The organism is Thermofilaceae archaeon, assembly GCA_038731975.1.
Taxonomy (GTDB): Archaea; Thermoproteota; Thermoprotei; order Thermofilales; family Thermofilaceae; genus JANXEW01.
This window is the reverse complement of sequence record JAVYQJ010000004.1, coordinates 1-18,851: the sequence shown is the minus strand read 5'-3', so window position 1 is coordinate 18,851 and position 18,851 is coordinate 1. Positions and strand designations below refer to the sequence as shown.

Below are 18,851 nucleotides of genomic sequence, written 5' to 3'. Positions count from 1 at the left end.
CAGGTGTAAGCCTGCATAGCTCAGCCGGTGTTGGAGGCGAGGCTGGAAGCTACACCGAGTCTGTAAACGCGTTCTCTTCGCTTCCAAATGCTACACCGGCGGAGCCCGTGGAGACAAGGAATTAAGCCCCCATTGATCCACGCCCCGTGCTCGGCACGATTGTTAACGCGGCTGCCGTCGTCGCGGGCTCGATCGGTGGGTTGGCCTTGAGGAGGCAGGTTCCGAAGGGCGCGCTGGAGCTCTTGAGGGAGGCTGTGGGCCTCTTCACCTTAGCCCTCGGGGCGAGCATGGCCTTGGAGAAGGCCAACCCGATCATAGTGGTCTTCTCCCTTCTGCTGGGCGCGCTCCTCGGCCACTTCGTCAGGCTGGAGGAGCGCATGTCGTCGCTGGCATCCAGGGCCGGGGGCTCGGGGTTCGCGGAGGGCTTGATGACAGCCTTTCTCACCTACTGCGTGGGGCCGATGACGGTTGTGGGCTCGATCATGGACGGGATGGGCGATCCCTCCATCATCCTGACGAAGTCCGTGATGGACGGCACGGTTTCGATAGCCTACGCTGCCACGCTCGGCTGGGGCGTAATGGCGAGCGCACTCCCCCTACTCGCCTTTCAAGGTTCCCTCGCCCTGCTCGGTTGGCTCCTCAAGGCTTCGCTGCCCCCAAGCTCGGTTAGCACGCTAACCGTGTGCGGAGGTGTCCCCCTGCTCGGGGTAGGGATCAACCTGCTCAACCTGAGGCGTGTCAGAGTTGGGGACCTGCTCCCCTCTCTCCTCTTCGCACTGCTACTTCCTCTGATGGTCCCAGGGTAGTCGACAGCGGTTAGCTCGAGCGGGGCGAGATCTTTCTCAGTCAAGAAAAACGCAGATACGCTCCGAGGGCTCCGTCGGGGAGCAGCTTTGTAGGCGTGTCAAGTCGGAGGGGGCGCGCGGAATAGAGGGTTGCTCACGCGCGGTGGGCGCTCTGGTGGCGGGTGATGCAAGGCACTTTCAGCCGGGTTAGGCTTCTGGCGCAGCCGCTCTCTCCAGCACTTCATCCAGACTGCCCGTCCTGTAGCCCTCCAGGTCTAGAGCGACGTACCTCCAGCCGAGGTTTTTGAGCTCGCGCGCCAGCGCGTCCATGATTTCCTCGGAGAAGAGGAGCTTCCTCTCCTCCCTCCCCACCTCGATCCTCGCTACATCGCCGTGATCCCTCACCCTGACGACCCGCGCGCCCGTGATGGCTCTCACCAGCTCCTCAGCCCTCTCGATCCTGGAGAGCTTATCCACGGTGATCCTCACGCCGTAGGGGATCCTGGACGCCAGGCAGGCTGCCGACGGCTTATCCCAGTTCGGTAGACCCAGGGCTCTGGCTGCGGCTCGGACTTCGCTCTTCGTGAAACCGAGCTCGAGGAGCGGGCTCCTCACACCCTCCTCCCTCAGCGCTTTGAGGCCCGGCCTGTGGCCCATCAAGTCCTCCGCGTTGGTACCGTCGACAATCGCCACCGCCCCGACCCGGGCAGCCACCTCCTTCATCTTAGCGACGATCCTCTTCTTGCAGTAGTAGCAGCGGTTGGGCGGGTTGCTCACGACATTGTCGTCCTCGAGCTCGTCACCCCGTACGACTACGTGGTTGACCCCCAGTCGCGAGGCCACCTCCCTCGCAACCCTGATTTCTGAAGCCGGGTGGAGAGGGCTTTCAACCGTCACCGCGTACACCTGGGAGGGGCCGAGAGCCTCAGCAGCGGCCTTCAGAACCAGGCTGCTGTCCACGCCTCCGGAGAAGGCTACCACAACGGGGCCGCCCAGCTCCTTGAACCACTCGATCAGCCTCTCGAGCTTATTGGGTTGACTCCCCGGGGAGGTCACGAGCCACCACCTTTACTCCCTGCCGCCCTAGCTCTCGCCACTGCGTTAGCCACCATGGCTGCGAAAACCCCGGCTGCCACCCCAGCGTCGATGTTCACAACGGCTAGGCCGAGGGGGCAGGACTGGAGCATGGAGGCGAGAGCGCTCAACCCTTGGCCAGCGAAGCCGTATCCCACGGACACTGGCAGTCCCACGACGGGCACGTCGGCTAGGCTCGCCACCACGGAGGCGAGAGCCGCCTCCCGGCCCGCGGCGACGATCATGGCGTCAGCCCCCCACTCCAGCGCCTCCCTGACCGCTTGGATAGCCCTGTGCAGCGCCGCGACGCCCACGTCGTACCAGCACCTGACTTCGCAGCCCATTTCCTCCGCTATGACCCTGGCCTCCTCAGCGACGGGTATGTCGGCGGTCCCGCCGCTCAACACCGCCACACGCCCACCCGTCTTGCGCGGCTGGAAGCCCTCTCCGTACACGACGAGGATTCTGGCCCTCTCCTCGTACCTGTAGCTAGCCGGCTTCAACTCCCCGATGATGGCTTCAACCTTCCTCCTACCAACCCTGCTCACGATCACTCTGCCTGCGGCTGGTAGCTTCCTCCTGATGATCTCGACTAACTCGCCCACCCTCTTCACGTCGCCTAGCACGATTTCAGGAACCCCCCTCCGCAGCTCCCTACCCACGTCCAGCCTCGCGTAGTCCCCAACGATCTCCAGGGTGAGCAGGCGGAGCCTCCTCTCAGCCTCCTCCACGCTGATCGAACCTCTCGCTACCGCCTCCAAAACCTCCCTGACACTCATAAGGGGCTTCGGGGGGAAAGGCTGATAAGTATCGCTTCGGTAGACGAGGGATGCGAGCGCTCCTGATTGACGCATCGGTCTCCGGCGTTTCAGGCGACATGCTCACCGCCGCCTTGCTGGACATGGGGGCTGACGTAAACCGGCTACACGAGCTGGCCTCCGCGCTACCCTCCGTCCTTGATGGGGTGCGCGGCTTCAAAGTCTCGCTCGAGAGAGTGGAAAGGGCTGGAGTTCGGGCCGTCAGGCTGGATCTGAGGATCGATGAGACCGAAGCGGAAAGGGGGTTCCCAGACTTCTACGTTGCTCTCGAAAGGCTCCGCTCGACTCTCAACCTCTCAGACTACGTCTACGAGAGAGCTCGGGCGGCTCTCAAGCTCATGGAGGAGGCTGAGGCGGCCGTGCACGGTGGCGGTGGGGTGCACCTCCACGAGCTGGCTTCTGCTGACACCCTGTTCGACGTTGTTGCAGCCCCGCTCCTAATCGAGAGTCTAGGGTTGGCGGGGTGCAGGGTGATGGCTACACCCGTAGCGGTCGGCGGCGGCCCCGTTAGGACGGCGCACGGGCTCGTCTCATCACCGGCACCTGCTACGAGGGAGATCCTGAGGCTAAGGGGGATTCCCTTCCGGCTTGGGCCCGTGGAGGGGGAGCTGGCGACGCCAACCGGGGTTGCGGTGCTCGCCGCGCTAGCCGACGAGTTTCTGGCTGAAACGCCGGTGCTCGAGGTTGCGAGAGTTGGCTACGGGGCGGGGTCGAGGGATTACGGGGTTCAACCCCTGATCGCCTACGAGGTGAAGCTGACCGGCGGCGAGCTTCGCGATAGGGTCGCCGTGCTGGAGACGAACGTTGATGACGTGGACGGAGAGCTCCTCGCCTACGCGAGGGACCTCCTGATGGAGAGGGGGGCTTTGGACGTTTACACGATCCCAGCGGTGGGGAAGAAGGGGAGACCCGCGTTCATAGTGCAGGTGCTAGCGGAGCCCGCTCGAGCCCGAGAGCTGGCACAGCTCATGATGATGGAGCTCGGCACGCTGGGCGTCCGCTGGACCGTGGTCGACAGGTTGAAGCTCAGGCGCGAAACCGTTGAAGTCGAGGTCTCAGGGGAGCGCGTGCGAGCGAAGATCGCGTACGACGGGGAGGGGAGGATCGTTAGGGTGAAACCAGAGGCGGCCGACCTCGAGCGGTACTCGAGGCGGAAGGGCGTAAGCCTTAGGGAGGCGCGGGAGCAGTTCCTCAAGGCCTTCGGGGAGAGCTCGAGTAGGCAGGGCTAAAGCCGAGCAGCCACCTCCATGTCATTTCAACTAAAAAGACATGAATTTCCCGTATACTTGACCGATATTTCATGCTTAAATGGCTGAATGTATTTCAAACTTGTTTTATTCCGTCGAATTGACAGGTAGGTTCATAACCGTTCCCTCTGGAGCAGGGGGCGTGAAAATCGTCAGGCTGCACCCGTCCGTCGAGTGGTTCGAGAAGTACGCGAAGAGCGACGGCGCTACGCTCGCCGCGAAGCTGCTGGAGAAGCTCTCGAAGTGCTACCACCTGTACTGCAGCGAGTCTAAGTACGCGCGGGTCTTCAGGGTTCAAGCCACGATCCTGAGGGCGATCCGCGAGTACCTGGATGCTAGGGGTTTCACCGAGCTGCTGCCACCCATCATCGGTCCCGCCACCGACCCCGGGATAAGGGGGGCTCAGCAGGCCGTCGTCGAGTTCTACGGGCACAAGTACAAGGTGATGAGCAGCGCCATCCTCTACAAGCAGATGATGGCGCACGTGCTAGGCAGGATCTACTTCGTCTCCCCGAACGTTCGCCTGGAGAGGCCCGAAGCCCTCCTGACGGGTAGGCACTTGGCCGAGTTCTTCCAGGTGGACATAGAGATGAGGAGGGCTAGCTACGAGGACGCGATGAGGATCGCAGAGGGTTTGCTCTGCTACGTCATCGGCCGGGTCCTGGAGGATAACTGGAGGGACCTGGAGGCGCTGGGACGCGACATGGAGCAGTACAGGCCGCCTTTCCCGAGGATCACCTACGAGCAGGCTGTAAAGCTGGCCGGCGAAATGGGCTACCCGGTGAAGTTGGGCGAGGAGATCCCGTGGGAGGCGGAGGTCGCGCTGAGCGCCAGCTTCGACCGCCCCTTCTTCATAATCGACTACCCGAAGACGGCGAGGGGCTTTTACGATCGGGAGGACCCTGAGAGGCCCGGCATCCTCAGGGACTTCGACTTGGTGTACCCGGAGGGCTTCGGGGAAGCTGCTTCGGGGGCTGAGCGCGAGTACGAGTACGGCAGAGTACTGCAGCGCTTGATAGATAGCGGCGAGAACCCGGCCGAGTACAGCTGGTACCTGGACATGCTGAAGACGGGGGTCTCTCCCTCAGCCGGCTTCGGGATCGGCGTGGAGAGGTTGACCAGGTTCGTTTGCGGCCTCCCAGCCGTTTGGGAGGCGAGACCCTACCCGAAGCTACCAGGGATCGCCCCCACGCCTTGAAGGAGCACGGCGAGGATGACGGACGCCGGGGTGAGCGTCACGATCGCTGCCGCTATGAGACTCTCATCCATCCTCAGCTCCCTCCCTATAACGATGCAGGTGACCGCGGGGGGCATGATGCTCTGTAGGAGCGATCCGGCTACGAACCCCGAGTCGAGGGTGAGCCCGAGGAAGCTGAAAGCCGAGAGGGCTGCCAGGAGCATCAGGGGGGAGGCGAGGTAGCGGAAGGCCGCGACGAGGGCGATGCTCCTCGACATTGATCGGGAGACTCTTAGCGGGTAGAGACTGGCACCGACGACGACGAAGGACAGCTGGTTGACCGTGCTGACGGTTCTCGCCAACGTATCGAAGAAGCTGGCCGCTACCCTGTATGCGCCCGCGAGGTTCAGCGCTAAACCCGCGATGAAGGAGGCCGCGTACAGGGCTACCGCGGCTCTGACCCGTCTAGGCCCCCTGGAGCCGAGGTAGGCTAAGAGCAGGACGAGGATCGCATTGAAGGCTACAGCGTGGGGGACGGCGTACTTCGAGTCGCCGAGCAGGGCTGCAGCTAGGGGGAAGGCGATGAAGAGGGCGTTGGGGAGGCTGATGAGGGTTACTAGCTCCCTCCCCGACTCGAGTCTCGCAAGCTTGGCTAGAGCTATCGCGGCGCCCATCGTAGCCGCCATGTGAATTAAAGCCGCTCCGAAGGCGAGGGAGAAGGCTATCAGATCCGCGATCCTGACGATGGAGACCGTTAGGGCGAGAGGAAGTGTACCGTAGAAGAGGAGCTTGTTCAGGATGTCAACCGGCTTCGGGTACAGCCTAGCTAGGGCCACTCCAGCCAGCATGAGGCCGACGGCTTGTGCAACCAGTTGGAGCACGCCGCCCCGTTACCGCGTGCCCTTAAGTCTACCTTGACAGTATACTGACAAAATATATAAAAGTCCTTGTCAGTCTAAGGACTGAATGGAGTATTTAGCTTACGCGCAGAACCCCTGGTGGGAGTGGAGCAACTGGGTGGAAAGGGATAGGGATCTCCGGGAGTTCAGCAGGATGGAGGTCAAGTGGACGCCCAACTGGTTGAGCTCGGTTTCACTGAAGCCTTTCTCCCTCAACTTCGTTCTAGGGCCGAGGCAGGTGGGCAAAACGACCGGCGTGAAACTCCTCATCTCGCAGCTGTTGAAGGATCGGGACCCCGCGTCCATCTTCTACTTCAACTGCGACTTGGCGGCGGACGTGAAGGAGCTGAGGAGGGTGCTCGAGTTCTACCAGGGCTTCAGGCAGGCTCACGGCGTTAAATCCTCAGTGGTGGTGCTCGATGAGGTCACCGGTCTAGAGGATTGGTGGAGGATCGTGAAGGGGTTCATCGATATGGGCTACTTCGATAGCGACGTGCTCATCCTCCTCGGTTCAGCCTCTTTCAGGATCAAAGCGTTCGCTGAGGCCTTCCCCGGGAGGAGGGGTGAGGGTAGGACGATCGAGGTGCTCCCCCTCAGCTACCCCGAGTACGTCGCAGCGCTCGGGGTTGAACCGAAACCCAGTGAGCACAGTAGATTGGTAGCGCTATTCGAGAAGTACCTCGTGACCGGGGGTTTTCCGAGGAGCATCAACAGTGACGCGAGGTTCGCCGAGGATCTCGTTGCGAGCGTTGAACGCGACGTGGTGAAAGCGGGTAGAAACCCGAGGCTCCTCCGGCTCATCGCGAGGGAGCTGATCGCGAAGGCTCCGAGCGCGCTGAGCTACAACGCGATCGCCGGCGAGCTGGGCGTATCCCACAACACGGTCCAGGACTACGTGAGGCTGATGGAGGACATGTTCCTCGTCTCAGTCGCTTACATGAGGCACGGGGACAGGGTGTTTTACAGGCGCGAGAAGAAGATATTCTTCCGCGACCCCTTTGCCGCCCGGGCTTTCTCAAGCCTCCTAGCCCTCCCGCCGCAGAGGGCAGCGCTGGTCGAGTGGGTTGTGCAGGAGCACGCTTTCAGGAGGTTCGGGGAGGTGTACTTCTGGCGCAACGGTTACGAAGTTGACGTGATAGCCGGCAACCTAAAGATCGAGGTAAAGACGGGGAAGCCGCACAGAAGGTACCCGAGGAACGTCATCATTCTCTCCGATGAGGACGTGCCCCTCTTCCTCCTCGACCTTTGGGGCGGCTTTAAGGGATCCCCAGCCTCCTCAGGCGGGATGCCAAATCGGCTAAATGGATGACATCCGCAACCCTCTTGCCCTTGGTGGCTAGCTCCTCGTCAGCTGTCACCAGTACCGCGCCAGTGCTCGCAGCCAGGTGAAGGTAGGCGGAATCGTAAACGGTCAGCCCCGTAGCATGGGCGAGCCTTACGATTTCCGGCATGTCCCGCCACTCGGCCGGGTGCACGCTCAAGAGGTAGTTGAGGAGCGCAAGTGCCTCCAAGGCATCTTCCATCTTCACCGCACCCGCGCGGGCTACTCTTAAAATCACGGAGGAAACCTCGTAAAGTAGGAGGGCTGGAACGTGAGCTTCCACGCGACCCTCCGCAACTCTCTTGCAGAGGAGGGCAGCCTCTTCCTCCCAGGGCTCACCCGGTACAATCCACTTCGACACCACGCTAGCGTCGAGCACTACTCGGAGCCTCTCACGCGATCCTCCCGCAGCCATTTGACAATCTCACCCGTTTGAACTTTCGCAGCCCCTCTCCTGATCTCGTCAAGCCTGCTCGCAGCTTTCTTCGCCAGTTCCTCCCTCACTTTGGCCTCAATGACGCTCCTTAGGTACTCGCTCCAATTGACGTCCACCTGCTTCATCTGTTCCTTCAGCTCTTTCGGGACCTTCACCGAGACGTTGACAAGCTTACCCATAGGGCTCACCAAATGGTAATCTCCCATGGTAGTATTAAAACCCAGCTGGCTGATCCGGAGTGCAAGCTCCCAAGAGAGCGGGGAGTCCCGGCTGGGAGTCCACCCTTTCGGGTCAGTTTTATTTGCGTGCGCCTCTCTAGGCGCTTATGAGCGATGAGGGTGGCTACAGGATCCTCCTCAGCGAGAGGGTTAAGGGGATTAGCATCGCTCAAGCTTTTGAGTACATTGACGCCATACAGTCCTTCAAGGGGGATTGGCCCCTCCAACTCACACCCAGCGTGGCCTTGGAGGCGGAGAGACCCGTCGAGCTCGAGGGCATCACACCCATACCCGCGACCCACGGGGGTCTGGCGTTCATCGAGTTCTACGTGGACGAGGACGCTGTGGCTTTGCAACTCGCGAGCAAGCTCAAGGTTGACCCAGAGATCCTGAGGGGGGCCCTCGAGAGGGGAACCCCTCTCCACAGGCTCGTTCCGGGCGAGGCGCTCGAAGAGCTGAGCGAGCTGGGGCGCTATGTGAAGGCTTTCCTCTTCGAGGCGTCCGTACCCATCGAGCGGAGCTTAACGAGCGAGGAGGAGAACGCCATCACCAGCCTGGAGTGGATAACCGACATGGACGTGGTTGAGGTCGAAGTCCCCGGCGTGAAAGCTGAGCTGGTCGAGGCCGAGCTGGAGAAGTCGTACTACGTCGGCGAGTACCTCCGCCGTCTCGAGAAGCTCTTCGAGAAAGCCGAGACGGTCTCGCGCCGCCTGCTGCTCGTCAGGGGTGAGGGTGAAGCGGGGCTGAAGCTGGCAGACCTGGAGGTCATGATGGGGCATCTCGTGCGAGCAATCCCTGCGGTGCGAGCCACGGTGATGTACTACAGGCTGATCGCGCCCCTCTAGGCTAAGAACCCTCTCAATCAAGCTCGCGGTTGAAGGAGCGGTGGGAAAGCTTGATATTCGTCTGGTACGCCAGCCTTTGGTGCAGCTCGACATCCTCTACCTGAGTAGGGAGGACCTGATTGAGTGCGGCCTCCTCGATTTTGGCGCTGCACTGTCTGATGTGGAGAGGGTCTTGAGGATGATGGCTGAAGGCACGGTTGTCATGCCGCCGAAGGTGGCCCTCGAGTTCTACCGGGAGGACGGTTCCCCGAAGGGGCACATCATCGCGATGCCCGCGTACCTCAAGGAGCTCAACGTCGCCGGCATCAAGTGGGCGGCAGGCTTCTACACGAACCCCGAAATTGGACTCCCCCACGGACTCGATGTAGTCGTGTTGAGCGATGCGGAGACCGGCCGCCCGCTAGCCGTGATGGAGGGGGCCCTCATAACGGCCGTGAGGACGGGTGCTGTAGCCGGCGTCGGGGCGAAGTACCTGTCGCCCGAGGGCGCGGCTACGGCGACGATCGTGGGGGCTGGAGTCGTGGGCAGAGCTGCAGCCCACTGCATCGCAAGGGCGCTGCCGAGCGTGGAGCTCAGAATCTACGACTTGATACGGGGGAAGGCTGAGGCTGTCGCGAGAGAGGTTGGAGGGAGGGTTGCGGAGAAACTGGAGGAAGCCGTGAGGGGCAGCGACATCGTCGTTACGGCAACCACCGCTCGATCCCCCGTGGTGAGGGACTCGTGGCTCAAGCGGGATGTGGCTTGCATCGAAATCGGGAAGAACGAGTTCGAGGAAGCGACTGTGCTCAGGGCCGATAGGATCGTAGTGGACTACTGGGAGCAGATAAAGAGCAGGGAGTGGGTCTCCCTTACGCAGCTCTGGAAGCGGGGCCTCCTCGACGAGGGTAGAATCGAGAGCATCGCCAGCATCGTTGCGAGAGGGAAACCGGAGGGTGGTGGGTTGAGGTTCTTCAGCCCAATCGGGATGGCGTGCGAAGACGTCATAGTCGCCTACAGGTTGTACAGGGAGGCGGTTAGGAGGGGGCTTGGAACGAGGCTCCCGCTCTGGCGCTCCACTGATTGGCTCTAGCTCGAGTGGCGCTCGATGAACCTCTCTATCCTCTCCACGGCTTCAGCCATCATCTCGCTGGGCGGCAGGAAGACGACCCTGAACCTGTCGCGCCTGTAGTCGTAGAACCCTCCCCCGTGCACGACGGCCACGCCCTCCTCCATCAGTAGGGCTTTCGCGAAGCCGTAATCGTCGCCCCAATCGCCCTCCACCGCGAGCCTCGGGTAAGCGTAGAAGGCGCCCATGGGCTTCGCCAGCTCCAACCCCGGAACCTCTTTAACGAGCTTGACGAAGAAGTCCCTCCTCACTCTCACCTCCTCCCTCAATTGCTTAACGAACGGTTCCTCCCGCTGCAGGAAGAGCGCGGCCGCCCTTTGAGCCGGCGTCGGTGGGCAGAGCCTTGTCCTCGCCAGCTTGACAACCGCGTCCCGCACCTCCTCCGACCCGGGCCCGCGGAAGTACATGTAGCCGAGCCTCCAGCCGGTCACCAGCCATCGCTTCGAGAAGCCGTTCAAGACGATCAGCGGTGCATCCCCGGCTACGGCGGCCGTGCTCCTGTAGCAGCCCTCGAGCACCAGCTCGTCGTAAATCTCGTCCGAGACCACGCAAGCTCCAACCGATAGAGCCGCCTCGACGAGCTTGCGCACCTCCCCCTCGCTCAGGACGGCCCCCGTCGGGTTGTGGGGATTGATGATGACGACAGCCTTCGTGCGGGGCGTGACGAGCTCTGCAGGGTCGTCCCCCAGCCTCCACACCCCACCCTCCTCAACTACGCGGTAGAACTTCGGCACTCCACCGTACAGCCTAACGTAGGGGACGTAGACGGGGTAGCAGGGGGAGGGCAGGAGGACCTCATCCCCCTCATCGATGAGCGCGGCCATCAGCATGCTGATCCCCTCCGAAACCCCCGTCGTCACCAGCACATCCTCCGGCGAAACATCCACCCCCCAAACCCTACGCTCCCTCTCCGCGATCGCCTCCCTCAGCTCCCACAACCCCTCGCTCGGCGAGTAGAAGTTGTAACCCTCCTCCACAGCCTGAGCCAGCAGACGCCTAAGCTCCTGGGGCGGTTGGAGGCCGTACGCGACGGGGTCCCCGATGTTCAGCCTGATGACCCGCCTCCCGCTACGCTCAAGCTGCCTGGCGAGAGCGTCAATCTCCCTGATCGCGTACTCCACATAGCCGGCGCGCCTAGCCGCACGCACCACAAGTGGCTAAACCTCACGGTTAAATAATCAGTGCTCACCAGACGCTGGGAAGGCTCGCGTCCGACGCGGAGGCCTTGAGGCTTGCGGATCGGTTAAGGTGATATACGGGGCGCTGGATGAGGGCTCGTGGAGGGCTTGGAGGGTCTCGTTTCTCGCTTGAGCTACGGAGAGGCCGTGAAAGCGTACTTGGAGATGATGAGGGAGGACCTATCGAGAGCCTTCGATAGGGTTCGGAAGGTATTATGCGTGCAACCCCACCCAGACGACACGGACATCGCGGCTGGCGGCCTAGTAGCCAAGCTCGCCAGCAGGGGTGTTGAAGTTGCCTACGTCACGCTCACCGACGGCGGCCTGGGCACAATGGACCCCGAGATGTACCCGGAGAAGCTCGCCCTCGTGAGGAGGAGGGAGCAGGAGGAGGCTGCCCGCCTACTGGGCGTGAAGGAGCTCGTGTGGCTGGGCTACAGGGATGGAGAGCTTCAACCGACGCTCGAAGCCAGGCGCGAGCTGATCCGGCTCATACGGTGGTACAAGCCCGACATGGTAATAGCACCGGACCCTTGGCTCACGTACGAAGTTCATCCCGATCACCGCGCGGCGGGCATTCTCGCGGTTGAAGCCGCCTTCTTCTCGGCGCACCCGCACTCCATCCCGCTGGCTGAAGGGCTGAAGCCCCACCCTGTGCGGTACGTAGCGTTCTACTGGACCCGGAAGCCGAACGCGATCATCGACGTGAGCGAGTACATGGAAGTCAAGATGAAGGCGGTGAGAGCCCATCAATCCCAGTACACGCCAGCCCTCGAGGACTCCGTTAGAGCCTACATGCGCCTCATGGGGAAGCTCATCGGAGCCGCGTATGCGGAAGCCTTCAAAGTCCTAAACCCCTTCATGATGCACAGCAACACTTTCGCCGAGGACGTTTAACGGGTAGGCGGTTAGCCCTGTAGCGGGTACAGGAGGCCGAGTAGATCCTCGAAGCTGCGAACATCGTGGCCGAACCTCAGCGTTCTAACCGCGGGCCACGCGCGCTTCACCTTCTCCACCATCTCCGGGTTATCATCCAGGAAAACGACGTCGCCAGCCTCAATGCCCTTCCTGCGGGCCCACTTCAACAACCGTTTGAACATGAGGTCCTTGTGCGGGTGCGGCTCGATGATCACAATGTCGAAGAGGTCGAGAAGATCGAGCGCCCTCAAAGCTTCCACGGCTATATCGTAGTTGTTCCAGCTCACGACAGCTAAAGCAATACCCCTCCTCTTCAGCTCGCGCAGAACCTCTCGCGCCCCCCTCCTCAACCTGATCAAGGACCCCAGCGAGTCAGCTATCGCGTCGGCATCAACCCGCCTGTAAGGGGGTACAGTCGATGAAACGTCAGGGTGATCCCACAGCGTTTTATCCAGATCCAAAGCGACGAGCTTGCAGTTAGCCACAAGCGCCCGTAAGCTTCAGCATCTTTAGCCTACCGTTAAAGCTCGAGAAGACTGCGGGGAGCGGATCCCGGTAGAGCGGTGAAGGGCTGCCTGAGCGTCGCAAACGAATTATACCATCCATTCGCGTGCACCGCGTGGAAAACAGGGATTGTATCAACGCCCTTCTGACGAGGAGGAGCATCAGGAAGTTCAAGAAGGACGATGTACCCTTCGACCTCGTTTTAAAGGCGATCGATATAGCGAGGCACGCGCCCAGCGCCAGGAACTGGCAGCCCTGGGAATTCGTCGTAGTACGCGACAGAGAGAGGCGGGAGCAGCTCTCAAAGATACACCCGTGGGCTAGGTACGCGGCGGAAGCCCCGGTAGCCATTGTCGTCCTAGCGGACCAGCAGCGGGCGCCGGACTCCTACATGATCGACGGATCGCTAGCAGCCATGTACCTCTGGCTGGCGATACACTGCCTAGGATTGGGGGCTGTCTGGCTGCACACAGTACCCGTGGCCGACAAGGTCCGGCAAATCATCGGTGCGCCGGACCACCTCTTCCCGATCGGGCTCTTCGCAGTCGGATATCCCGACGAGCAGCCTCCGCCCAGGCCGAGGAAGGAGCTGAAGGAGATCGTGCACCTCGAAACCTACGGCAGAAAGCTGGAGTAGAGCAGAGAAGGAGTCTTCAAACAATCCTTCTGTTTTTACCGTCCCACGGGTGGACCAGAACCCGCTATACTACTTTGATCCAGTACCTGGATGCGTCTTTCAGGACAACGCTCCTATCCTTCAGGTTCTGGAACTCGCTCGGCGTGAGGATGAAGATGTCGGCTGGTAGCTCGTTCCCCCACAGCTCGTAGGCCAGCCTTATCCTCTCATCAGGCCACAGCCCCTCGACGGAGGGGGATACCACGAGTATGTCCACGTCGCTGGATCTAAGCCTATCCCCCCTAGCGGTCGACCCGAAGATGTAGCACTCCGCAACCTCTATGCGCTCGCTCAGCCTCTCCAGATACCTTTTAACGATCCTCAGGATATCACCGTACTCCATGCTCGATAACCTCCCGCACCCTTTCGAACAGCTCCCTGGAGAACCGGAGGAACCTCTCAGCCGTGCTCTTGTGAACAACGGGCACCCCCATGAAGATGTCCGGGTACCTCGACACCGAGTAGTAGGGCGTCAACTCGCTCAGAAGCTCCTCCCGAACTCCGCTGAGTAGATCGCTCACAAGCCGATGCAGCTCCACCAGGTTGTGGGTTTTGGGTGGAATCTCCCCCTTGAAGAGTATGAGAGCTCTGAGAGAGAACTCGACCGCCTGCTGCGCCCAGAAGGCAACCGCTTCGAAATCCCCCCTCTCAATCGAGGCTTCAGCTCTCTCAACGTTCCTCTCAGCAGCCTTAAGCCACCATTTAACCTCCTCCCTCACCTGCACACCACCAAAGCTCCTAAACATCAACATTAATCGGAAAATTGTATTAATGCGTTCCCCCTCCGTCCAGCTCACAACCTGGATCAGGAAGCCGGTAACTACTCAAACAGCGGGGTGAGCCTTCTTCACGCTGGGCGTGCATCCTCAGCCAAGAGGCCTCTCCTCGAACCTAATCGATTTGCCCCGCTATCAAACCCTCCACCCTAGCCCTCCCGTGCTCCGCTTTAAGGCCCAGGATGCGGTCACTGAGCCAAAGGACGCTAGGGTTTAGATCCGCCGCCTTGAACGCGTCTAGAACCTTGTGGAGGTCGCCGAAATGTACTCTCACTTCAATTGGCTCAAACCCGCCGCCCGCGTTCTCGCCTCCAGCATCACGTTCTCTCCTAAGCAAGACGATTTTTCGAGGTGGTTCAACAATCAATCTTTCCTTCTCCACCCTCACCCGCACGCGAACGCTGCTCGAGCCGCTTACCCTCTTCAACAGCCTTACGGTCTCATCGAAAACCCCGTAGGCGGAGCACTCGAACTTCGGTTCAGGCAGCCGCATCGAAGGGATCTCCCCCAAATCCGCTGGGAGGGAAATCTCGATGAGCTTCCGATCGAAGGGGAGCGCCAGCGTCAAGCTCTCACCCACCTTCACGTCCATCACTGAGCCTATAGACTTGAGAGGCTTGAAGAAGGGAGCTACAGCGCCCGCATCCATTGACACGCTTACACTACCTACCCACTCGCAATCCACGTGAACGTCGATCGCCGCCGTCTTCTCCCTGTTAACACCTAGCACGCGAACCCCCTCACCGATCTTCAGCCAAACCACACCGTCGAGCAACGCGGGGCACAGCACCCAGGTGGGTACGCCCCTAGCCAACCCCACAACACCACGGCCGCCAGCGTCAAGGTCCCCCCCGCTCACCACCTCCACCCATTACTAAGCTCCAGCAACTTAAGGTGGAAAACCGCTTACCGCAGGTGCACTCCCACTCGAAGCTTAAAGGCCAGTCTCGCTGAGCAACACCAGCGCGTGTTGGCGCACTTGGACAACCCTCCGCCGAGCATGCACTTGAGAGCTACGGTATGCAGTCTGGGCTCTGGATCGTTATACCTAAACTATAGCAATGCTATAGACAGTCTTCCTCATGTAAGGCTTACCGCTCCAAACAACCTCTCTCAAAGCCCTCCGTTTCACACGCGTTTGGGCATTCAACCGTTACGCCGCTTAGATTGGGCACACCGCTCAGCGGTACGGCTGGCATCGTTCTATGCCCAGCTTCCAGCTTAGGAGGCTTACGCAGCGGGCTTCCCGGTTGAAGGCGCTGGCCCAAAAACCTCAGCGATGAGCGGCTTCACCAGCTCCTCCAGAGCTTCGTCAGGCCAACCGTACCAGGCAAGCTTCCCCTCCTTAATCACCGCAAACTCCGCGTGCTGGGTTTCAACCCCCAGCTTGAAGTACCAGTAGCCGAGCAGCGCCACTGGTAGGGCGGCTTCAGGGAGCCTGCTCCTCAACCTGTACACCGCGCCAAACCTCATCAATCTGTTCACGTAGGTGAACCCTTCCCCCTCAACGATGATGACCCCCTCAGCCTGCTTCTCCAGCTCCAACCCGGATAGAACGCGCTCCAGCTCGCTCTCGGGCAACCGCTCCACCTCATCTACAGAGTCGGCGAGATCGCTCAGCAGCTTCAAGGAGAGGAGCTCCTCCACCGCCGCCTTGACAACATCCGTCAGCTTCTCCGCCAGCTCCGCCTCGTTTAAACCGTAATGGCCAGCTAGGATCGCAGCCAGCTCATGGATCAACTCCACCGCGGAAGCCATAGCCATCAACAACGCTTAACATAGGCTCCTTAAGAGTCGCTCGCGTAACCCCATCTCCAGCTCAAGAGCGCTCGCGGCGCAACGATCCAGGGAGCTGCCAATGGCAGGCACTATCCAGCACCCGCTCGGATTCCGCGCGTTGACCGGGATGCACTGTTCACCAGCGGCACGAGCATATCCGAACCGCTCGAGGTGGTAGCGTAAAGCGGATTTACCGCCAAATGCCCAGAAGGTGGTGGAACTCTTGGCTTCCCCGAGGGAGAACCTTCTCGCAGCCTTGAGGCACGAGGAGCCTGAGTGGCTCCCCTGCCCAATGTTCGACGGCTCCCTTGTCGTTGTGAGCCACGGGCTGGTGGAGCACTGCCTGGAGGGGAGGGACGCTTGGGGGGTTGTCTGGGTGCTCCGCGACGAGCGGTCAGGCAGCTTCCCCAAGTTTCACCCGTTAAGGGACCCGGAGGCGATCGACGACTACCCGTTCCCCTCCCCCGAGCGCGCAGACCTTCGCGAAGCCCTTAGGATCGCGAGGGAGGCCGATAGGAGGGTGGTTTTGTTGGCCGGCGACAACGGGTGGGGTTTGTTCGAAAGGGCTTGGCTGCTGGTGGGTATGGAGAGGCTGTTCGTCTGGTCCTACAGGTACCCCGACGCCGTCAAGAGGCTCATCGAGAGGATAGCTGAAGTGAAGGTTGGGCTCACCCGTAGGCTGGCTGAGGAAGCTGGAGTGGAGATGGTCCTCTACGGGGACGATTGGGGGATGAACGATAGGCTCCTCTTCCCGGTTCGCTGGTGGAGGGAGTTCATCAAGCCCTGGCAAGCTAAGCTCTACAAGGTGGCCAAGCAGTACGGGCTCATCGTCTACCAGCACAGCGACGGCCGCGTCGAGGACCTCCTGCCCGACCTCGCAGAGATGGGGGTCGACGTCGTCAACATACAGCCCGAGTGCAACAACTGGCCGAAAGTGAAGAGAGTGTTCGCTCGAAGGCTGGCGCTGTGGGGAGGCGTCAGCGCGCGAACCCTCGACCTAGGCACTCCAGCGGACGTGGACAGGGAGGTCAAAGCGGTCGCAGAGCTGGGGCGCGAAGGCGGCGTCGTGCTCGCCCCAGGCCACAGCATGAAGTTCCCACCCGAGAACCTGAACGCGATGAAGCAGGCGTGGCTCAAGTACGGGAGGTACAAGCGCTAGATCGGGAACCGGTTGCAAGAGCAGACGCGTACGCGCTTATAGGAGCTCCAGCGAAGCTGATGTCAGCGGCTCCACCCCCACCAAGCTCGGCGTGTTCAATAGCGCGGTGGTTGGGGCTAACGAGCTCCTGGGCAAACCGGGACACTTCGCCTCTTCAGGAAAGCCCTCTCCGCCGCCGGTTGCACGCCTTGAAGAAGCTCGTTTTCCACAACAGTGGAGCTACCGGACAGCGCCACCCACACACCTGCAACGCTGTTTAGATGGTTTCATCAGAGTTCGAGGCATACCAGACCCCTCTGATTCTGTAACCGAAACCTCTATCGCGGGTGCGCACCGCGATACCCCTCTGTCCTACCGCGAGCCAGTTAACCTCACACGGGCGATTTCGCTCTACGCGGCTCTTCTTTAAAGAAGCTCCAGAGTACTGGTTCAAGGTCGAACCGTAGCGCTCCGCTAGAAGAGCTGGCTGCAGCGCTTCAGCCGGTTGCTAGGGGCCGTCAACTACTCTACTCTCCCGACTTCCGGGGGCTCTGCGCCGGGGTGTAGTTCCAGGCCGAAGGATTTGAAGCGCTCAAAATGCTTAGTGTTCCTCGTGAGCAGGGGCAGCTTCTTAACTATCGCTACCGCAGCAACTAAGAGGTCTCTATCGTCCACCAGGAGGCCAGCGCTGCGCAGCCGCCTCCAGATTTCCGCCGCTCTCTCGATGATCTCGTTGTCGTGGTAGATCACGGTGAACTCCTCCTCGAGAAGCTTCTTCGCCTCAGCAGGATCTCTAGTACCTCGAGTGAACTCGTAGAGCGTGATCTCCGAGATGAACCACCGCCCCTCCGGCAGCTCCACCCGTCCTCTGACGTAGTCGATCAGGTAGTCCGTGTCCACTAGTACCCGCGAGCCCACCCCCTCACCCTGACTTCCTCGAACTCCGCCTCAAGGAGCTCGCCCAACCTCTTCCTAACCCGCTCCCTCCTCTCCCTCAGCATCATCTCCGCTAAGCCGCGCAGGAACTCCTCCCACGTCTTACCCCCCTTCAACCTCTCGAGCAGCTCCTTCGTCTCTGCAGAAACCGTAATCGTCGTCACCCTACCCATAAGCCCAATTATCGCGCGTCAACACCTCATATAAGCATTACTTAGCCTCAGAAAATTAACTCGAATTAATAATTAAAAGGGTATCTGCAATTGCGCGAGAGCCCTGAACCCCGAGTAGAAACTGCCATCCCCGAAGCTTCTCCGAAAACCTTCACGACATGAGAGCTCGTGTTTCATACTACATCCACGAGCCCAATACAGCTTCATCCTGCTCAAGCCTGCATGCAATTGTGGAGCCGAAAGCGCTCACAAGAGTGGCATACATAAAATAACCAGTAGAAATTATACATGGCTGCAATATCTGATGCGAGTTTGTGCGAAGAACCATGAGCGAGGTCGTCACGAGAGAAGAGGCAAAGCTTCAGAGCCGGGACATGGATAGGGTTAGGGAGGCCGCCCTGAGGATTGAGAAGCCGTCAAGGAGGATTAAGGAGTGGATCACCAGCTCTTAGCCGACTACGCTGCGCAGAAGCTTAACCCCAAGTTTCGTAAGTCAAGGAAAAGAAGTATTTTAGGTAAGAGTTACGTTAGGGTATAGAGCCTTTAGTTAAGCATCAAAGCTGAAGGTTCTTCGATCCAAGCGGTTGAACTTGGCCTTCTCTACTCGGTGAGGTGGTTTCTGCGTAGAGCTAGAGCTTTACACTGATAGTCCTTTAGGTAGGAAACGTGAAGTATTGGTAAACTATAAACTGGTAGATACTGGTTTAAGTGGGAGGATGAAGGTTAGGGTGGAGGTTAGAAAGGTTGATTCACAGGGCCGTATTGTACTGCCTGCTGACTGGCGTGAGTCCGAGATGGGTGGCAGCAGGGAGGTGTACGTCATCAAGGGGAGGGGCTACTTGAAGATA

At 60.4% G+C, this 18,851-nt stretch carries 23 protein-coding genes; 10 read left to right on the top strand and 13 right to left on the bottom strand.

Translation table 11 applies throughout. The annotated features are described in order from the left end of the window. Window positions 1-146 precede the first annotated feature (146 nt). On the top strand, window positions 147-806 hold the full coding sequence (locus QXF46_03440; protein MEM0225907.1) for a DUF554 domain-containing protein: 660 nt from the start codon (window positions 147-149) through the stop codon (window positions 804-806). Window positions 807-992: 186 nt separating this feature from the next. On the opposite strand, the gene larE is transcribed toward QXF46_03440, so the two are convergent. Together larE and larB are read right to left on the bottom strand one after the other, a co-directional pair. Continuing rightward, on the bottom strand, window positions 993-1,841 hold the full coding sequence (larE, locus tag QXF46_03435; GenBank protein MEM0225906.1) for an ATP-dependent sacrificial sulfur transferase LarE: 849 nt from the start codon (window positions 1,839-1,841) through the stop codon (window positions 993-995). Then, on the bottom strand, window positions 1,838-2,638 hold the full coding sequence (gene larB / locus QXF46_03430; protein ID MEM0225905.1) for a nickel pincer cofactor biosynthesis protein LarB: 801 nt from the start codon (window positions 2,636-2,638) through the stop codon (window positions 1,838-1,840). The genes larE and larB overlap by 4 nt, the downstream gene beginning before the upstream one ends. 50 nt (window positions 2,639-2,688) lie before the next feature. Here larB and larC point away from each other — a divergent pair, with 50 nt between their 5' ends. Together larC and QXF46_03420 are read left to right on the top strand one after the other, a co-directional pair. Beyond that, entirely contained in the window at window positions 2,689-3,906 is a 1,218-nt protein-coding gene (gene larC / locus QXF46_03425) for a nickel pincer cofactor biosynthesis protein LarC (protein ID MEM0225904.1), read from the top strand. 160 nt (window positions 3,907-4,066) lie between these two features. Further along, on the top strand, window positions 4,067-5,122 hold the full coding sequence (locus QXF46_03420; GenBank protein ID MEM0225903.1) for an asparagine synthetase A: 1,056 nt from the start codon (window positions 4,067-4,069) through the stop codon (window positions 5,120-5,122). Here the strand turns inward: QXF46_03420 and QXF46_03415 are convergent. Continuing rightward, on the bottom strand, window positions 5,086-5,982 hold the full coding sequence (locus tag QXF46_03415; GenBank protein MEM0225902.1) for a hypothetical protein: 897 nt from the start codon (window positions 5,980-5,982) through the stop codon (window positions 5,086-5,088). The two genes, QXF46_03420 and QXF46_03415, sit on opposite strands and share 37 nt — an antisense overlap. An 85-nt stretch (window positions 5,983-6,067) precedes the next feature. On the opposite strand from QXF46_03415, the gene QXF46_03410 reads away from it, so the two are divergent. Then, window positions 6,068-7,309, top strand: coding sequence for an ATP-binding protein (locus tag QXF46_03410; GenBank protein MEM0225901.1), 1,242 nt, complete (start codon window positions 6,068-6,070; stop codon window positions 7,307-7,309). Here QXF46_03410 and QXF46_03405 read toward each other — a convergent pair. Beyond that, entirely contained in the window at window positions 7,257-7,736 is a 480-nt protein-coding gene (locus QXF46_03405) for a type II toxin-antitoxin system VapC family toxin (GenBank protein ID MEM0225900.1), read from the bottom strand. The two genes, QXF46_03410 and QXF46_03405, sit on opposite strands and share 53 nt — an antisense overlap. Beyond that, window positions 7,700-7,936: a hypothetical protein gene (locus tag QXF46_03400; GenBank protein ID MEM0225899.1), complete on the bottom strand. Its 237-nt coding sequence runs from the start codon at window positions 7,934-7,936 to the stop codon at window positions 7,700-7,702. Before QXF46_03400 ends, QXF46_03405 begins: the two co-directional genes overlap by 37 nt. 146 nt (window positions 7,937-8,082) lie before the next feature. Here QXF46_03400 and QXF46_03395 point away from each other — a divergent pair, with 146 nt between their 5' ends. Both QXF46_03395 and QXF46_03390 read left to right on the top strand, forming a co-directional pair. Next, window positions 8,083-8,820 carry a hypothetical protein gene (locus QXF46_03395; GenBank protein ID MEM0225898.1) on the top strand — a complete coding sequence of 246 codons (738 nt, stop codon included), beginning with the start codon at window positions 8,083-8,085 and terminating at the stop codon, window positions 8,818-8,820. Between the two features lie 79 nt (window positions 8,821-8,899). Beyond that, on the top strand, window positions 8,900-9,889 hold the full coding sequence (locus tag QXF46_03390; GenBank protein MEM0225897.1) for an ornithine cyclodeaminase family protein: 990 nt from the start codon (window positions 8,900-8,902) through the stop codon (window positions 9,887-9,889). Here QXF46_03390 and QXF46_03385 read toward each other — a convergent pair. Further along, window positions 9,886-11,073, bottom strand: coding sequence for an aminotransferase class I/II-fold pyridoxal phosphate-dependent enzyme (locus QXF46_03385; protein ID MEM0225896.1), 1,188 nt, complete (start codon window positions 11,071-11,073; stop codon window positions 9,886-9,888). The two genes, QXF46_03390 and QXF46_03385, sit on opposite strands and share 4 nt — an antisense overlap. A gap of 129 nt (window positions 11,074-11,202) precedes the next feature. On the opposite strand from QXF46_03385, the gene QXF46_03380 reads away from it, so the two are divergent. Next, entirely contained in the window at window positions 11,203-12,000 is a 798-nt protein-coding gene (locus QXF46_03380; GenBank protein ID MEM0225895.1) for a PIG-L deacetylase family protein, read from the top strand. A gap of 11 nt (window positions 12,001-12,011) precedes the next feature. Here the strand turns inward: QXF46_03380 and QXF46_03375 are convergent, their stop codons facing one another. Further along, the gene (locus tag QXF46_03375; GenBank protein MEM0225894.1) at window positions 12,012-12,506 is read right to left on the bottom strand and encodes a magnesium-dependent phosphatase-1; all 495 of its coding nucleotides are present in this window, start codon (window positions 12,504-12,506) and stop codon (window positions 12,012-12,014) included. Between the two features lie 134 nt (window positions 12,507-12,640). Between QXF46_03375 and QXF46_03370 the strand changes: the two genes are divergently transcribed. Then, entirely contained in the window at window positions 12,641-13,162 is a 522-nt protein-coding gene (locus QXF46_03370) for a nitroreductase family protein (GenBank protein MEM0225893.1), read from the top strand. Between the two features lie 64 nt (window positions 13,163-13,226). Here the strand turns inward: QXF46_03370 and QXF46_03365 are convergent, their stop codons facing one another. The 4 genes from QXF46_03365 to QXF46_03350 form a co-directional block, all read right to left on the bottom strand. After that, window positions 13,227-13,544 carry a nucleotidyltransferase domain-containing protein gene (locus QXF46_03365; GenBank protein MEM0225892.1) on the bottom strand — a complete coding sequence of 106 codons (318 nt, stop codon included), beginning with the start codon at window positions 13,542-13,544 and terminating at the stop codon, window positions 13,227-13,229. Next, window positions 13,531-13,947, bottom strand: coding sequence for a HEPN domain-containing protein (locus tag QXF46_03360; protein MEM0225891.1), 417 nt, complete (start codon window positions 13,945-13,947; stop codon window positions 13,531-13,533). The genes QXF46_03365 and QXF46_03360 overlap by 14 nt, the downstream gene beginning before the upstream one ends. Window positions 13,948-14,092: 145 nt before the next feature. Beyond that, complete coding sequence (locus QXF46_03355; protein ID MEM0225890.1) at window positions 14,093-14,836, bottom strand: hypothetical protein; 744 nt, start codon at window positions 14,834-14,836, stop codon at window positions 14,093-14,095. Between the two features lie 371 nt (window positions 14,837-15,207). After that, window positions 15,208-15,741, bottom strand: coding sequence for a hypothetical protein (locus QXF46_03350; GenBank protein ID MEM0225889.1), 534 nt, complete (start codon window positions 15,739-15,741; stop codon window positions 15,208-15,210). Between the two features lie 238 nt (window positions 15,742-15,979). On the opposite strand from QXF46_03350, the gene QXF46_03345 reads away from it, so the two are divergent. Next, complete coding sequence (locus QXF46_03345) at window positions 15,980-16,915, top strand: uroporphyrinogen decarboxylase family protein (protein ID MEM0225888.1); 936 nt, start codon at window positions 15,980-15,982, stop codon at window positions 16,913-16,915. A gap of 501 nt (window positions 16,916-17,416) precedes the next feature. On the opposite strand, the gene QXF46_03340 is transcribed toward QXF46_03345, so the two are convergent. Beyond that, a complete protein-coding gene (locus QXF46_03340; protein ID MEM0225887.1) occupies window positions 17,417-17,812 on the bottom strand; it encodes a type II toxin-antitoxin system VapC family toxin in 396 nt (131 codons plus the stop codon). Beyond that, the gene (locus tag QXF46_03335) at window positions 17,794-18,003 is read right to left on the bottom strand and encodes a hypothetical protein (protein MEM0225886.1); all 210 of its coding nucleotides are present in this window, start codon (window positions 18,001-18,003) and stop codon (window positions 17,794-17,796) included. The genes QXF46_03340 and QXF46_03335 overlap by 19 nt, the downstream gene beginning before the upstream one ends. A gap of 326 nt (window positions 18,004-18,329) precedes the next feature. On the opposite strand from QXF46_03335, the gene QXF46_03330 reads away from it, so the two are divergent. Further along, on the top strand, window positions 18,330-18,455 hold the full coding sequence (locus tag QXF46_03330) for a hypothetical protein (protein ID MEM0225885.1): 126 nt from the start codon (window positions 18,330-18,332) through the stop codon (window positions 18,453-18,455). Window positions 18,456-18,851 lie beyond the last annotated feature (396 nt).